The 14,424-nt window shown below is 40.5% G+C and carries 15 protein-coding genes and 1 tRNA gene; 6 read left to right on the top strand and 10 right to left on the bottom strand.

What is annotated here, in order from left to right:
* Positions 1–27 precede the first annotated feature (27 nt).
* The 4 genes from BN3261_RS17745 (at position 28) to guaA (ending at position 4,423) form a co-directional block, all read left to right on the top strand.
* Positions 28–201, top strand: a complete 174-nt coding sequence (locus BN3261_RS17745) for a hypothetical protein (protein ID WP_173739392.1) — start codon at positions 28–30, stop codon at positions 199–201.
* Positions 202–295: 94 nt separating this feature from the next.
* Positions 296–368: transfer RNA gene (locus BN3261_RS11120), tRNA-Lys, on the top strand.
* A gap of 814 nt (positions 369–1,182) precedes the next feature.
* Entirely contained in the window at positions 1,183–2,745 is a 1,563-nt protein-coding gene (locus BN3261_RS11115) for an alanine/glycine:cation symporter family protein (RefSeq protein WP_044962034.1), read from the top strand.
* 100 nt (positions 2,746–2,845) lie between these two features.
* On the top strand, positions 2,846–4,423 hold the full coding sequence (gene guaA, locus BN3261_RS11110) for a glutamine-hydrolyzing GMP synthase (RefSeq protein WP_059086260.1): 1,578 nt from the start codon (positions 2,846–2,848) through the stop codon (positions 4,421–4,423).
* 75 nt (positions 4,424–4,498) lie between these two features.
* Here guaA and BN3261_RS11105 read toward each other — a convergent pair whose 3' ends face one another.
* The 4 genes from BN3261_RS11105 to BN3261_RS11090 form a co-directional block, all read right to left on the bottom strand.
* On the bottom strand, positions 4,499–5,689 hold the full coding sequence (locus tag BN3261_RS11105) for a site-specific integrase (protein ID WP_055227226.1): 1,191 nt from the start codon (positions 5,687–5,689) through the stop codon (positions 4,499–4,501).
* 36 nt (positions 5,690–5,725) lie between these two features.
* Positions 5,726–5,920: a DUF3173 domain-containing protein gene (locus BN3261_RS11100; RefSeq protein WP_059086259.1), complete on the bottom strand. Its 195-nt coding sequence runs from the start codon at positions 5,918–5,920 to the stop codon at positions 5,726–5,728.
* A gap of 574 nt (positions 5,921–6,494) precedes the next feature.
* Positions 6,495–6,734 (bottom strand): helix-turn-helix domain-containing protein, encoded by a 240-nt coding sequence (locus tag BN3261_RS11095; RefSeq protein WP_055227224.1) that lies wholly within the window; start codon positions 6,732–6,734, stop codon positions 6,495–6,497.
* Entirely contained in the window at positions 6,731–7,150 is a 420-nt protein-coding gene (locus BN3261_RS11090) for an RNA polymerase sigma factor (protein ID WP_055227449.1), read from the bottom strand. The genes BN3261_RS11095 and BN3261_RS11090 overlap by 4 nt, the downstream gene beginning before the upstream one ends.
* Before the next feature lie 152 nt (positions 7,151–7,302).
* On the opposite strand from BN3261_RS11090, the gene BN3261_RS17850 reads away from it, so the two are divergent.
* Complete coding sequence (locus tag BN3261_RS17850; protein WP_147335461.1) at positions 7,303–7,656, top strand: hypothetical protein; 354 nt, start codon at positions 7,303–7,305, stop codon at positions 7,654–7,656.
* Between the two features lie 67 nt (positions 7,657–7,723).
* Here the strand turns inward: BN3261_RS17850 and BN3261_RS11085 are convergent, their stop codons facing one another.
* From BN3261_RS11085 to BN3261_RS11065, 5 genes are all read right to left on the bottom strand, one after another.
* Positions 7,724–10,066: an ABC transporter permease gene (locus BN3261_RS11085; protein ID WP_055227221.1), complete on the bottom strand. Its 2,343-nt coding sequence runs from the start codon at positions 10,064–10,066 to the stop codon at positions 7,724–7,726.
* The gene (locus tag BN3261_RS11080; RefSeq protein WP_055227219.1) at positions 10,050–10,745 is read right to left on the bottom strand and encodes an ABC transporter ATP-binding protein; all 696 of its coding nucleotides are present in this window, start codon (positions 10,743–10,745) and stop codon (positions 10,050–10,052) included. Before BN3261_RS11080 ends, BN3261_RS11085 begins: the two co-directional genes overlap by 17 nt.
* 62 nt (positions 10,746–10,807) lie before the next feature.
* Positions 10,808–12,037 (bottom strand): sensor histidine kinase, encoded by a 1,230-nt coding sequence (locus BN3261_RS11075; RefSeq protein WP_055227217.1) that lies wholly within the window; start codon positions 12,035–12,037, stop codon positions 10,808–10,810.
* Positions 12,038–12,039: 2 nt separating this feature from the next.
* A complete protein-coding gene (locus BN3261_RS11070) occupies positions 12,040–12,732 on the bottom strand; it encodes a response regulator transcription factor (protein WP_055227215.1) in 693 nt (230 codons plus the stop codon).
* Positions 12,725–12,904, bottom strand: a complete 180-nt coding sequence (locus BN3261_RS11065) for a helix-turn-helix domain-containing protein (RefSeq protein WP_055227213.1) — start codon at positions 12,902–12,904, stop codon at positions 12,725–12,727. Before BN3261_RS11065 ends, BN3261_RS11070 begins: the two co-directional genes overlap by 8 nt.
* Positions 12,905–13,065: 161 nt before the next feature.
* Here BN3261_RS11065 and BN3261_RS11060 point away from each other — a divergent pair, with 161 nt between their 5' ends.
* Positions 13,066–13,422 (top strand): helix-turn-helix transcriptional regulator, encoded by a 357-nt coding sequence (locus BN3261_RS11060; protein WP_055227211.1) that lies wholly within the window; start codon positions 13,066–13,068, stop codon positions 13,420–13,422.
* A gap of 80 nt (positions 13,423–13,502) precedes the next feature.
* Here BN3261_RS11060 and BN3261_RS11055 read toward each other — a convergent pair whose 3' ends face one another.
* Positions 13,503–14,411, bottom strand: a complete 909-nt coding sequence (locus BN3261_RS11055) for a conjugal transfer protein (protein WP_055227209.1) — start codon at positions 14,409–14,411, stop codon at positions 13,503–13,505.
* Positions 14,412–14,424: the final 13 nt, after the last annotated feature.

Genomic DNA, 14,424 nt, shown 5'->3' with positions numbered 1-14,424 from the left:
GTATAAAGAAAGAGGGGAAGATAAGGTTTGAAAAAAAGAAAATCCAACTCATTCCGTCGAAATCTCAATAGTGTAAAACGCGGCGTCAAAAGCCAGGCATTTCAGATCAGAAATTCGCTGTCAGAAATAGAAAAATCACTGAACAAAATTGCATCAAATGAAGATATAAAAAATAAAAAAGAAAAAAATAAAAAAAATTAAAAAAAGGTGTTGACTTTCCGCAAATCATAACGTATAATACAACATGTCTTGAGGAACGAACGAAACAAAAAACGAAAGACAAATAATTAAATAAGCGTCTTTAGCTCAGTTGGTAGAGCACCTGACTCTTAATCAGGGTGTCCAGGGTTCGAACCCCTGAAGACGCACTAAAGGCACTGTTTTTGCAGATATAGAGCTGCGGGGACGGTGTTTTTTTGTTGTGTTTATGTGGGTTTCAGGGGGGATAAGGATATCTGGGCGTGAAGTGATGCGGAGTAAATGGACCGAGATGAAAATGTCGATCATCAGATAGAATCAGAATGTCCAATATAGACACCATGATTATAGGTATAGATCCTTTTGAATAAAGAAAGGATGGTATACTATGGGAGTTTGTAAGAAGATAAAAAGGAGGGCCGGGTCTTGGAAGGGACCCGGCAGAGTATGAAAAGAAAAATAAGTAATGATCTATAAGATGAAAAAGCTTTGTGCTTTATTTGATTAATAATATACCGTCAAAATGTGATGGAACTGTGAGAAGCATTTTAAAAATTTGTGAGGAAAGTCTAAATATCTTATAAAGTCTGATAAACTGTGAAGCAGTTATTTGGTGTAGAGCCGCGTAGCGAAGCGGATTGCGAATATCCGCTTGAATCGAATCAAGTAAGTCCCCTGCGGGGAATACGAAAAGCAATAGCAGTCGGTGGGGCTTGTAAGAATAGAAAATTCTGAAATTTGTACAAAAATAGTGAAAATAAATAAGACTTTTCTAAGCCGATACGGTATAATAAACCATAGCATAAAAATCCGGAGGGGAAATGAACGATGATGGATGTGTTACACAACGTCATATGAACAGATGCGGAAATTTTTCTGAGGGGTATAAATGAATATATCTATATTTTATGTCCAGCGGAAAATGTGATATCCGGAAAGATGGTTCAATTCTGAGGTATTCAGATGAAAAGGGAGGAGATGGCTATGGAGAAAGTGTTTGAGGCAATCAATGGAGTGTTCAGCTTTATCGGTCCACTGTCTGATTTTCTGTGGGAGTTCCCCACGAATTTTGACTGGTACAGCAGTATCCCGATTCTGGGAAATATATCCTTTGCGATCATACTACTTCTTGGGTCCGGGATTTTTTTTAGTTTCAGGATCGGTTTTATGCAGGTGACTTACTTTAAAAAAGGAATCAGGACCATGACGGAGAAACGTGTTGTGGAAACAGGAATTTCGCCGCTTGCATCGTTTTTCCTGAGTTCAGCTATGCGTGTAGGACCGGGAAATATCCTGGGCGTAACAGGTGCTATTGCAGTGGGTGGACCGGGGGCCCTGTTCTGGATGTGGATATCTGCGTTTTTCGGGATGGCAGTTGCATACATGGAGGGTGTCCTTGCTCAGATTTTCAAGGAGAAGAAGGACGATGAGTTTGTAGGAGGTCTTCCTTTTTATGGGAGAAAGCTTCTTGGAAATAAGGTATGGATCGGTGTTTTTCTTTCGGTATTGTATATTCTGTATGCGCTTTGCTGTCTGCCGGCACAGGGCTTTAACGTTGTTTCATCAGTAGGACGCATGGCAGAGATCGTAACCGGAAAAACCATCCCAAGCGGATCAGCCTTCTATTATATAGTAGGTACGCTGATTGTAATCCTCACAGCAGCTATCGCATTTGGCGGAATCAAAAAAGTATCCAAATGGACAGATATGATGGTGCCGGTGATGGCGGTGCTCTATATGGTAGTAGTGTTACTTCTTATCATATTGAATTTTACCCGTATTCCGTATTTCTTCGGAAGCGTGTTTGCAGGAGCCTTTAAGCCGGATGCATTTTTTGGAGGTGTTTTTGGAACAGTTCTTGCACAGGGCGTAAAACGAGGCCTGATGTCCAATGAGGCTGGTCAGGGAACGATCACCATGTCAGCGGCAGCAGCTGACGCAAAGCATCCATGTGAGCAGGGTGTGATCGCTTCTCTGGGAGTTTTTCTTGATACCATTGTGATCTGCACACTTACCGGATTTGTGGTAGTTATGGCACATTGCTGGACGGGAGCAGATGCGGAAAGCTGGCAGGCTCTTGATAAACTTCCAAAATATACGGAGTCCATTGCTGTGCTGACTCCGGGAACTGCAATGAACGGGATCGTTACATTTCTTGTAACCTTATGTTTCTGCCTGTTTGCATTTACCTGTCTGCTTGGAATGATCAGCTTTTCGGAAATCGCAGCCAACCGTATCCGCAAGGATAAGATCTGTATTAATTTTGTACGCTGTATCGGTCTTTTTGTTGCCGCATTTGGTATCCTCTGTAATATCGCAGGACTGGAGCTTGGAAATCTCTGGGCATTTTCTGATCTTGGAAATATTCTGATCGTATTTTTCAACGTACCGATCGTTTATGTCGGTGCGAAATATGTTTTCCGGGCGACCAGACATTATAAGAAGAATGACGGTACTCCGTTTACATCGGAGGTAATTGGAAGAAATGACTGCGCTTACTGGGATGAGCAGGCAAAAAAAGTAGTGAAAAATTTTTCCGGAAAATAAAAATTCCGGCGGGAGATAAAATTAGCATTGTAAAAGTGCATGTACTCATTTATAATGAGTAACAGATTCTAAAGATGTTATAAATAACAGGAGGAAAGCCTTGAAAAGAGAATTAGTTATTGTCATTGATTTTGGCGGTCAGTACAATCAGCTGGTTGCAAGACGTGTCAGAGAATGCAATGTATATTGCGAAATTTATTCTTACAAGACAGATCTTGAGAAGATTAAAGCGATGAATCCTAAGGGAATCATCCTTACCGGCGGACCAAACAGCTGCTATGAGGCAGATTCACCGACTTACCAGAAGGAATTATTTGAGCTTGGTATTCCGGTACTTGGACTTTGCTATGGAGCACAGCTTATGATGCATGTCCTTGGCGGAAAAGTTGAGAAGGCAGATGTCAGCGAATACGGTAAGACAGAGCTTCTCATCGATAAGAAAGATTCCAGGATCTTCAAAAATGTATCCGACAAAACAATCTGCTGGATGAGCCATACAGACTATATTTCCCAGACTGCACCGGGATTTGAGATCGCTGCACATACTGCAGACTGTCCGGTAGCAACTGCACAGAATGAAGAGAAGAAACTGTATGCGATCCAGTTCCATCCGGAAGTACTGCACACAGTAGAAGGAAAGACAATGCTGTCCAACTTCGTACTTGGTGTCTGCGAATGTGCCGGAGACTGGAAGATGGATGCCTTTGTTGAACACACGATCAAAGAGATCCGCGAGAAAGTCGGTGATGGAAAAGTTCTCCTTGCCCTGTCAGGTGGTGTAGATTCCTCCGTGGCAGCAGGACTTCTTTCCAGAGCGATCGGCAAGCAGCTTACCTGCGTATTTGTAGATCATGGCCTTCTTCGTAAGGATGAAGGTGATGAGGTTGAAGGTGTATTCGGATCGAATGGTCAGTTTGACCTGAACTTTATCCGCGTGAACGCACAGCAGAGATATTACGACAAGCTTGCCGGTGTTACAGAGCCTGAAGCGAAGCGTAAGATCATCGGTGAGGAATTTATCCGTATCTTCGAGGAAGAAGCCAAGAAGATCGGCGCTGTAGATTTCCTTGCACAGGGAACCATTTATCCGGACGTTGTAGAGAGCGGTCTCGGCGGAGAATCCGCAGTGATTAAATCCCACCACAACGTAGGAGGTCTTCCGGATTTCGTTGATTTCAAAGAAATCATTGAGCCGCTTCGTGATCTGTTCAAAGATGAGGTCCGTAAAGCTGGCCTTGAGCTTGGAATTCCGGAAAGACTGGTATTCCGTCAGCCATTCCCGGGCCCGGGACTTGGAATCCGTATCATCGGTGAAGTCACCGAGGAAAAAGTACGCATCGTACAGGATGCAGACTACATCTACCGTGAAGAAGTCGACAATGCAGCCGCCGACTACAAAAAAGAACACGGGGAAGATCCGTCCTGGATGCCGAACCAGTACTTTGCAGCCCTTACAAATATGCGAAGCGTAGGTGTAATGGGAGACTTCAGAACATACGATTATGCAGTGGCGCTCCGCGCCGTTAAGACTATTGACTTCATGACTGCGGAGTCTGCTGAGATTCCTTATGCAGTACTTAATAAGGTGATGAACCGCATTATTAATGAGGTTAAGGGTGTAAACCGCGTATTCTATGATCTTACAAGTAAGCCGCCTGGAACGATTGAGTTTGAATAGTTGGAGCTAAGCTGTAAAGCCTTTGTTTACAAGGGTTTTACAGCTTTTCCTTTATAGGATTGCATTTTCATTGCATTATTTTTCTTCAACTGTTCTGTGATAGATTGCTGTATGTTGATTGCTGGTGTAATCGGCAACACTGGTTGTTGCCGGAGTATAAGTGAGAACGCCAGTTAATTTTTTGGCAACTTCCACGTTGGTGTTGGGATATAAATGTCCATAGGTTCCTAACGTGGTCTGTATCTTTTCATGCCCCAGACGTTCTTTAATCAATAAAGGATTTTCTCCCATACTGATGAGCAGGGAAGCATGGGAATGTCTGAGTGCATGAATTTTGATACGGTGTACGCCTGCCAATCCAGCAAGCTTTTCTAATGCCCGTGGGAGGGTGTGCTTACTGGTGGGAATCCCATTATAGCTTAGTACAAGGTCGCAGCCCTTTAAAACCTTTTGCTGTACTTCCTGCCATGCTTTTAATTCTTTAATGGTATCTGTGTCAATATAGATAGTGCGAATACTGGCTTGTGTCTTTGGTTCCATAAATTTGTATTCATCCATTGTTTTATAGTACAGCGTTTTCGTTATACTTAAAAGTCCGGTTTCAAAGTTGATGTCCGACCATTGCAGGGCTGCGGCTTCTCCGATTCTCATTCCGGTCATAAACAGGAGCCAGTATGAGATGAAAAGGTAATGTTCGTAATAATCGCCCTTGTAGAGCAGGGAAATTACCTTTTGAAATTCATCCAGTGTCCAAAAATCCACTTTTGTTTTCTTGCTCTTGATGTTTCCTATCATTCGTGACGGATTTTTCTTTGCAAGACCGAGAACAACTGCTCTGTCAAAGGCAATGGAGAGCATACCCTGTACAATACGGATATAGTTTGGACTAAATTCTTTTGCGAGTTCAAGCTGCCAGTTCTGGACGTTAATGGGTTCTATCTCATCCACCGTCATTTTGTAAAAGTATGAAAAATGCTTCTGAATGGTAGAACGGCGGTTCAGATAGGTACTTTCCTTTACCTGTGTTTTATACCAAGGCAGGTAAGTTTCTTCAATGAACTGTTGAAAGGATAGCTGCTGTTTCTTTTCCGTTAATTCCTCTGTGGATGTCAGCATAAGCTTTGAATATGCTTCTCTAGCTTCCTTTTTTGTCTTGAATCCGCTTTTGTATTTCTGAATCTGTTTTCCGGTAATCGGATGAAAACCTAAGTTTGCTCTAAAATAATAAGTTCCGTTTTCTGCTTTCTTAATAGGGTCTTTTGCCATGATTTCACTCCTTACATAAATGTGCAAGAAGTACAATCAGTTTGATTTATCAGTAAAAGTAATCCCTAGCAATTCTTCCACAGCTTCTCTGGGAACCCTGTCCAGTTTGCGTGACTGATAGTAGGTATGCCCTTTTGAAATCATAAGTTTTTTTGCTTCTCTTATGATGTCTGTTGCGAATGAAGTCCCATAACCCAGTTCTATTAAGTCTTTTTTTGTTACTGTAATCATGTTCCTCCTTTCCATAGACCAGATATGGAACCCTCAATATCTGTCTATATTATATCAGATTTTATGGCAAAAGTAATATTAAGATTGTATTTCCTGCAAATAGTTATTTGATTTTGAATGAAAAATTATAATTCAAAATAGTATATAAGCAAGCCGAACAGCTTTCGCTAAAGCTCATGGGAATCTCACCCCTGCATGGTTCTCATCCAGCCGTACCCTTTGTCAGCGGTGCTACATCATCACACAGACTAAGGCTGTACGGAAGTATCATTATCACGATAGAAAGGTCATGGCGGCAGCTTTTGCGGTAAGCTGCTTATGGAACGCTGGCAGGAATCGCTATCCGGTTTCATCCCTCCTTTGGTGGGTCACGGCGTGCCAGCCCAACGGCTCTCTTTCTATCGAAACGTATTCGGCTGCTTTATGCTGCGTTGATTAGACGCTTTCTTTTTCAAGGAACAATCCGGCTTTGTCAGCCTGTTAAAGTGCACTGGTGATAATGCACTTTAATAGACTGGCAAGCTCTGTCTGGGAAGCATGGGCTTGTCCATGCTTCCACAGGAGAGCGTTATTTTTAGTTTGGTTCCCTGATTTCAAAAGATAAAATCTTTGCAATCAGACGTGCTTCCATCCGGCGGCGTAGGGTTTCATCTACAACCATGTGGGTATTCCCATATTCGTCTTTCATGGGACGCATGGAACGGCTGGCAATAAAACCGCTGTAATGGCGTACAATCTGGTTGACTGCTTCAATATCGCCGTCCGCAGCCCTTACAATCACAGGAAACGGAATCATAGGGTGCTTTGCTGTCATGCTTCGTCCTCCATAAATTTTTTGATAAATTTCAGTCCGGCGTGTCTTCTTCTCTGAATGGTAGAACGGTTGACTTCCAGAATTTTTGAAATTTCCGTATCGTCAAATCCAAGAAAATAATATCTCAGGATAACGTCACGTTTCTTTCCATCCAGATTTTCTAATGCTTCTGCTAATAGGCTGTTTTCAATGCGGACAGTAAATCCATCCATTTCAAAAGTATGGAAATGGGAGGGATAGGTGTCTTCGGAAGAAAACAGATTGACGGTGTAATTGTCCATATCACAGAACAGGGTTTCCCGTTTACACTGTCTGGACAACGCTTTGAAATAGTCTTTGCGTTCATCGTCCATAGCGACTTTACAGATATAATCAAACTGGTTCTCTATGGTTGTCTGAAATTCAGATGGCTTCATCATTGCTCACCCCCTTTCCAGCCTTGAAAGGGAGCGAGTTGATAGGAATTTCTGCTTCTTTCCCCCTTTTCGCTCTTAGTCCCGACAGGACAGGGGGCACAGTTGCATTTTTGAATAAAAAAATACACCCATTTTAAAATAAAAATGAGTGCATGAGAAATAACAGTAGAATAAATATGACTTGTCAGTTCATATTCAAAGTTGGACTTCCACAGTGGAGGAGCTATACTTTTTTTAATGAATGTAGCCTATGTACGTTATATAGCAGCAAAGAAATCCCCATAGCGGCAATCCTCCTAAATGCCGCTATTTATATTCTGCGTCATTGTTGGTTCAGTAATAGACAAAAAGAAGCGGCGGCTCTAAAAATCAAAGCCACCGCTTCAAAAGCACGTGAAAATCTGTCTGCGTTACGACGGCTTTTTTTCTTTTGCCGTCGTCCGGCAGATAACAAACAAATATTATGTTTTGATTTATTTTATCAATATCAACTTACTTTAAGATGAATTTTAGCTTACGGATTTGTAAGATAGAAAAAGAGGGGGCACTTTTGAAATTCCCCCTCTCAAAAGATTATTGTGCACTAATATTTTCGACGATAGACATTCGCTGTAACCGTTTTGCAGGTCCTTTAACTGCCAAAAGAGAAGTCAACAGTACAATAGCGATTATGAGTATAAGGGGAATAAACGGAACACTCCATGCTGTTCCCCAAATATTTGTTATAAGACTTACATAGATAACCCAGTGCATAGGAAGTCCAATGATACAACCCCAAATCACTCCGCTTATTGCGTAGGTTCCTGCTTCTGCGATTATCATTTTTATAAGTTGGCGATTGCTCATTCCAATCGCTCGCATACTTCCGTATTCTTTCATTTTTGCGGCAACTCCCAGATTGATTGTATTCATAATATGGAAAATGGTAATCGCAACGATAATAGATAGGAAGCCGTAAACAAGAACTGCAAAAGTATAATACAGATTTCTTTGCTGCTGCACTTGAGAAAGGCTGTCTGAAAATATTACGCCACCATTAGTAAATATGTTTTTAATTGCGTTTACATCTTCACTGGAAGCGTTGTTCTCAAATTGAATGTCGATAATAGTATAGCCAGTTTCTCCGGTCAGTGCGCTAAAGGTTGCTTCCGAACAGAAAAAGGTTTCCGTACCCTTTACACGGGCTAAGGGGCTATCAGACAAAATTCCTGCAACCGTAACAGTTTTTTTCGTATTATTGATAGATAAAGTTATCTTGTCGCCAACTTGTACATTAACATTTCCCGTCTGTACGAATAGCACTTGATTTTCTTGCTGCATAACTGTTTCTATGGAACCTGCTACCAAAGAGTCCGCCGCCCATTGAAATTGATTTTCCTCATAGGAAATAAGATTTGCATTGTAGCTTTTTCCACTATTTTCTGATGGAACATCATAAGCAAACATACGCCCGTATGCCCGCTTGACATCATCATTTTTCTTAATCTGTGCTAACATTTCGCTCTCAATCGAACAAGTATTAGTTTCACTTGCTATGGATAATTCCGGCGTATAAACCGGGGGCACAAAAGCATTTTGCATAAAATCAACAAGTGTACTGAACGTGAGAAACAATGTAATACAGATAGCAAATGCCCCTGTCATTAAAATGTAATTTCTTTTCTTTGCTTTTGCGTGATGAATACCCAATGCGGTTTCAATTTTAAATGTCTTTGTGTTAGCTGCTTTGTGAAATGTAGCTATTTGTCCAGCATTTCCTGATACAGCGGTAAGCGGAGAAACTTTTGCGGCTCTTCTTGCCGGAGAACGAGCAGCCAGTAAAACGGTCAGCAATCCTAACAAAATACTTGCAACTATACTTATCCAACTAATACCCCAAATCGGCATTGAAGAAAACCATTCTGGACTTATTACCCGCATGGCGGCAGACAAAATCCAAACAATCACAATGGAGAATATAATTCCAATGGGAATAGCCGTTTTACACCAATACAGCCCCTCTAAACATACAAATCGCATTATTTGTCTTTTGGTTGCCCCCAGACACCGGAGCATACCAAAAAATTCTGTTCTCTCTGCGACATTGCTGTTTAGACTGCTTGAAATCATCAAAATGCAAGTCAGCATGACAATAAGGGAAAGAATAAAGGCTACTTGATAAATCTGATTTACACCTGATTTCCCCTCTATTTGCCCTTGTATGCTCAAAAGAGGTGTATTTCCGGTTATCTGTTCATCAGTCAGATGATTGGCTGCTTTTATATCATTGATTGCGTCCGGTATATTACATAAATGTGAAAACTGGGCGACATAACTTTCATTCGCGTTAGAAACAGCAAGCGTTCCTAAGCCCTCTGGTGTCATTACTACAATCGGCAAATTCTCAGCAATCAAGTGTGAAGTTTTTGTATCGTCTAAAAAGCCAACTATCTGATAATCTGCCACACTTCCGTTCAGATTATACAATTCAACTGTATCATTCAACAAAACAGAGGCAGTATCTTTAAGTGAAGAAGATATTGCAATCTCGTTTGGCGCGTCTGGATATTTTCCCTCTGCAATCCCGTTCAGAAATATATCTTCAAAAACCCCTTTATCTTGCGCGCTGATAGTAATAGGCTGTTCTTTAATAAAATATCCTGCTTCGGAAGAAACTGTATTATGCCACCCGGAAATTTTTACCTCTGGACGAGCTGAAATAAAGGAAGCTGTCTGCGAATTAATAGCATGAAACGCATAATGCCAGTTTCCGCTTTTCTCTATTTCGTGTTGCGTAACACCCTGTAAATACATATCGGCAAGACCAAACATGACAGCAACCAAAATAACCGCAAGAGTAATACAAATACGGGTCATTCTACTTTGCTTGCGGTGGATTTTGGTTGATATAGGGACAAGTTTAAGATAATGCTTCATTTGCTGTCCCCCCTAAGTCTGTAAGAATACCGTCGCTCACACGAAACACCCTGTCAACCGAAGATGTTAAATTATTATTGTGCGTTATCATCAAAATTGTTTGTTTAAAATGTCTTGACGCACTGATAAGCATATCAATAACGTCTTGACTATTTTTACTGTCGAGATTTCCCGTCGGTTCATCGGCTAAAATTAGTTTTGGCTGTGTTATCAAAGCTCTCCCAATCGCTACTCGTTGTTGCTGTCCTCCGGATAATTGTCTCGGTAAATGATAGCGGCGTTCTGCCAATCCAAGTAAATTGAGGATTTCGTTTACTTTTTTAGGGTCTGGCTTTTGATAATCTAACAGTAGAGGGAAAATAATATTTTGTTCTACATTCAGCTCAGACACAAGCTGGAAAGACTGAAAAATAAATCCTATGTTGCGTCGTCTGTAAATTGTCCGTTTTTCTTCTTTCATAGAAAACAGATTTTGCCCGTCAATAAAAATAGAACCCGAAGTCGGCGTATCTAAAGCACCGATGCAGTTAAGCAAAGTACTTTTTCCAGAACCAGATTCACCTACAACAGCAGCAAATTCCCCTTTTTCAAGTGAGAAAGACACATTTTTTAAAGCATTTACTTTTGCTTCGCCTTTCCCGTAAGTTTTACATAAATTTTCAACTTTTAAAATTTCCATAAATCATAGACCTCCTTTCTTAAAGGATAACAGGAACAGCTTACAATCCGGTGAATTTCACCTTACGATTTCGTAAGGAAAGAAACTGAAAAAGTAGTACCTTCATGTAAAACACTTTGAACAGAAATGAGCCCCTCTTGTCCCTCTATAATAGATTTTGCAAGAGGAAGTCCTAATCCAATTCCCGGAGTGTTGAGGGAATATTTACTGCGATAAAAGCGTTTGAAAATATGGTGTATATCTTCCGGGGCAATTCCACTTCCATTATCAGAAACTAAAATTCGTATCATAGTTGGTGTACTTTCCCAAGTAATCTTTACTATTCCTCCTATTTCTGTATGGTCTAACGCGTTCTTTACAAGGTTTCCAATCGCTTCACTTGTCCAATCCATATCACACATAATAACTTGATTAGATGTTCCATTTACAATAATCTGTTTTTTTTCTTGTGTAGCTCTTATTGTAAGTTCACTGATAGCGTTTTTAACTAATTCCTGTATAAGACAGGTACGCTTGTCAAAAAGAATATTTCCAGTATCTAAACGTGCGATTTTAAGCATAGACAAAATAAGCTGTTCTATTCGTTTTAAGGCGGTTCCGGTTTTTTGCGAAAATTTTTTTACTGTTTCAGTATTATCCGGTTCCGCTTCTATAATTTCTTGATACATCATCAAAGCTGCTAATGGAGTTTTCAGTTGATGTGAAATATCTGAAATTGTGCTTTTCAAAAATTCTTTTGTTTTATGTTCTGTTTCACTTTTGGCTTTAAGCATAGTTGCAAGCTGTTCAACAGATGCAAATAAATGAAAAAGGTCTCCCTCACTGTCTTGCGGTAAATGACAAGAATAGTCATTGTTAATATAGTTATCTATAATTTTTCCAGACTGTCGATATAGATTATTTCTAATTTGTAGGAAAGAAATAACCCCAATGACAAGAATTATCACTAGACAAATTCCCCCTCCTAATGCTATACGCAAAAAGTGATATTGAAACTGGGAAAAATGTGGCAACAAGCTACCAAACGTATTTGTGGTAATTCCCAAATTATCTAAAAATTCCATTCCCGCGGTACTTATATCTGTGGAAGAAATAGCATTGGCAATTACTTCTTTTGAAACCTCCTGTTCCAACAAGGCAGATACAATAGCTCTATCATGTTCCAGATACATAGACTTTGCTGTATTTAATTGATTTATAGAAAACCATGTAGAAACTCCCACAAGTAAAATACTGTATATAGCAATAAAAAGAGAAAAATGTTTTATTTGCTTGTCACGAAAAATATTCATACTTACACCTCTTTCCACTGATAACCAAAGCCGCGAATGGTTATTAAGCGCTGCGGGTGGGAAGCGTCAGTTTCCACTTTTTCGCGAAGCCGCCGGATATAAACCGATAAGGTGTTATCGTCAACAAAATTTCCTGTACCGTCCCATAAATCATTTAGAATAATATCTCTGGAAACAATGCGATTTGCATTTCGTACTAACAGACAAAGCAGACGGTATTCTGCGTTTGTCAGTTCTAGTATTTTATTGTTCAAAATTACGCGGCAACTTAAAAAGTCAATCGAAATGTCCCCGCATTTCAATACACTTGCCTTGTCCTGCGGTGTTACTCCTGCACGTCGTAACAAGGCACGAATACGGGAACATAGTTCCCCCAACTTAAAGGGCTTTGTAACATAATCGTCCCCGCCGCAATCCAAGCCACGAATAATATTGACTTCTTCATCAGAAGCAGTCAAAAAGATAATCGGTATCTGTTTGTTATGTTTCCGCACATTTTCGCAAACCTCAAAGCCTGTTCCGTCCGGCAGTGTCACATCAAGAATAAGCAAATCGTATTTTTCGATTTGTGCTAATTGCTTTTCTGCTTCTTCAACAGTACGGGCAATATCAACGTAGAAACCATTTTTCTTTAGAGAGTAATGCAACCCGTCTATTAAGCTAATATCATCTTCTAAAAGTAATAAGTTACTCATGCTTAAACTCCTTTCTCCTTGCGTCAACAGGTTTTTCTGCATCCTTTGGTATCAACCACATATAACCGATTTTTGAAACTCCCGGTATTCTATCTTCCTTACAAAGAATCTGTACTCGTCGTTCAGAAATGCCCCATTTTTTAGCTGCTTCGGGGCAAGACATATATTCCATAACAGTCCCAGTCCTTTCTATAAACTATATTATCATAATTATAGTCGGACATACGAATAATAGCAAGTGCAAACATATGAATTATTATGGCTACAAATAGGAACTGTATAGACGTATTCAGTATGAAAGAGGAACAGTAGAATGTATATGGGTGAATAAATATGGCAAAAAGACCAACAGCTAAATATGACTTTAAGGCTTTCGGACAAGCTATCAAAGCAGCGAGAACCGAACGAAAAGAGAGCCGCAAGAAAGTAAGTGATGAAATGTATATCTCACCACGTTATCTTGCTAATATTGAGAATAAAGGGCAACAGCCGAGTTTACAAATTTTTTATGAGCTTGTAACACGTTATGATATATCCGTAGACCAATTCTTTTTTCCGAATAAATCCGCGGAAAAAGATACACAACGCAGACAACTTGATACATTGCTTGATAGTATGAGTGAGAAAGGAATACGGGTAGTCACCGCCACAGCAAAAGAGATAGCCGAAGTCGAAGCAGAGGACAGGTGAATGTCCAGAACAGAATTTTAAAATGAGAAGACACATTGTAATTTTTTGAGAAATACAATGTGTCTTCTGTTTTATATAGCTTATTTCACAATCTTCCAGTTTTCCCCGTTCTTTTCCAGTACAAGGTTAAACTGTGATACCTGTGTTGTCATGGTCTGGTTATCCAGATATTTTACTGCAAGGGAAGCTGTCACCTGATTTCCGTTTCGGTTATAAACCGGATTTACCAGTTCCGAGAAAATATACTCTTTTCCCACAGTTTTCAGCACACCCTCATTTACATAATAGGTCAGTTCCTTTGCGGTTGCCGTAGGGTACAGCTTGAAAAAGGTGGTGAGAAATTCGTTGATTTCCTCTGTGGTGATGGAATCCACCGTACCGTCACTTTGTACCGCTTTGGGAGTGTAACCGGATTTTACGGGAACACTGGTAATGGTTGGATTCTGGATAATCGTCAGGTTTCCAGAGCCGTCCACATAGACTGTCACCTGATAGGCGGAACGGACGGTTTTACTGGATTCCCCCTCTGTGATACGCTGTTCCACCGTATAGGTCACTTGATAATGCTGCTCCTTTTCTTCTGTGATTTCCCATATCTGAAAATCGGTCAGGGCAGACGATACGGGGATGTCCTTTCGGACAGTATCTACATTCAGGGCTTGCAGCTCTCCGGTGAGATACCCTTTTAAAGCGTTTGTCCGGTTGTCAATGGAAGCGGCGGACTGTTCCCATGAATAGTAGACTTCTGCGAAATTCTCCACAAAATTCTCTATCTTGTGAGTGTCGAGGATTTGTTCCTCAATCACTTTCGTTTCATGGACAGTGTGAATGTCTATCGCCGTGAAATTCTTATAGACGGCAAACAGGAAGCTCATTGCCAGCAGCACCCACAGGGCAATCACGGTTTTCTTATGGGTATTGACTTTGTAGACTTTCAGTTTCTTTTCTTTCTGCTTTTTCTGGTTTTCCTCTTTTCTAATCTGAATCATATCGGTTCATCCT

This window comes from Blautia massiliensis (ex Durand et al. 2017) (genome assembly GCF_001487165.1).
GTDB classification, from domain to species: Bacteria; Bacillota; Clostridia; order Lachnospirales; family Lachnospiraceae; genus Blautia_A; species Blautia_A fusiformis.
Note: the sequence above shows the minus strand (reverse complement) of the source record. Positions and strands in the feature narration are given on the sequence as shown.

Bases quoted from the DNA above. Each gene is read 5' to 3' on its own strand.
- BN3261_RS11085 (WP_055227221.1), bottom strand. From the start codon at position 10,066: ATGAAGCATTATCTTAAACTTGTCCCTATATCAACCAAAATCCACCGC.
- BN3261_RS11100 (WP_059086259.1), bottom strand. From the start codon at position 5,920: ATGATTACAGTAACAAAAAAAGACTTAATAGAACTGGGTTATGGGACT.
- BN3261_RS11090 (WP_055227449.1), bottom strand. From the start codon at position 7,150: ATGAAGCCATCTGAATTTCAGACAACCATAGAGAACCAGTTTGATTAT.
- BN3261_RS11080 (WP_055227219.1), bottom strand. From the start codon at position 10,745: ATGGAAATTTTAAAAGTTGAAAATTTATGTAAAACTTACGGGAAAGGC.
- BN3261_RS11070 (WP_055227215.1), bottom strand. From the start codon at position 12,732: ATGAGTAACTTATTACTTTTAGAAGATGATATTAGCTTAATAGACGGG.
- BN3261_RS11065 (WP_055227213.1), bottom strand. From the start codon at position 12,904: ATGGAATATATGTCTTGCCCCGAAGCAGCTAAAAAATGGGGCATTTCT.
- BN3261_RS11105 (WP_055227226.1), bottom strand. From the start codon at position 5,689: ATGGCAAAAGACCCTATTAAGAAAGCAGAAAACGGAACTTATTATTTT.
- BN3261_RS11095 (WP_055227224.1), bottom strand. From the start codon at position 6,734: ATGACAGCAAAGCACCCTATGATTCCGTTTCCTGTGATTGTAAGGGCT.
- BN3261_RS11115 (WP_044962034.1), top strand. From the start codon at position 1,183: ATGGAGAAAGTGTTTGAGGCAATCAATGGAGTGTTCAGCTTTATCGGT.
- BN3261_RS11055 (WP_055227209.1), bottom strand. From the start codon at position 14,411: ATGATTCAGATTAGAAAAGAGGAAAACCAGAAAAAGCAGAAAGAAAAG.
- BN3261_RS11060 (WP_055227211.1), top strand. From the start codon at position 13,066: ATGGCAAAAAGACCAACAGCTAAATATGACTTTAAGGCTTTCGGACAA.
- BN3261_RS11075 (WP_055227217.1), bottom strand. From the start codon at position 12,037: ATGAATATTTTTCGTGACAAGCAAATAAAACATTTTTCTCTTTTTATT.
- BN3261_RS17850 (WP_147335461.1), top strand. From the start codon at position 7,303: ATGAGAAATAACAGTAGAATAAATATGACTTGTCAGTTCATATTCAAA.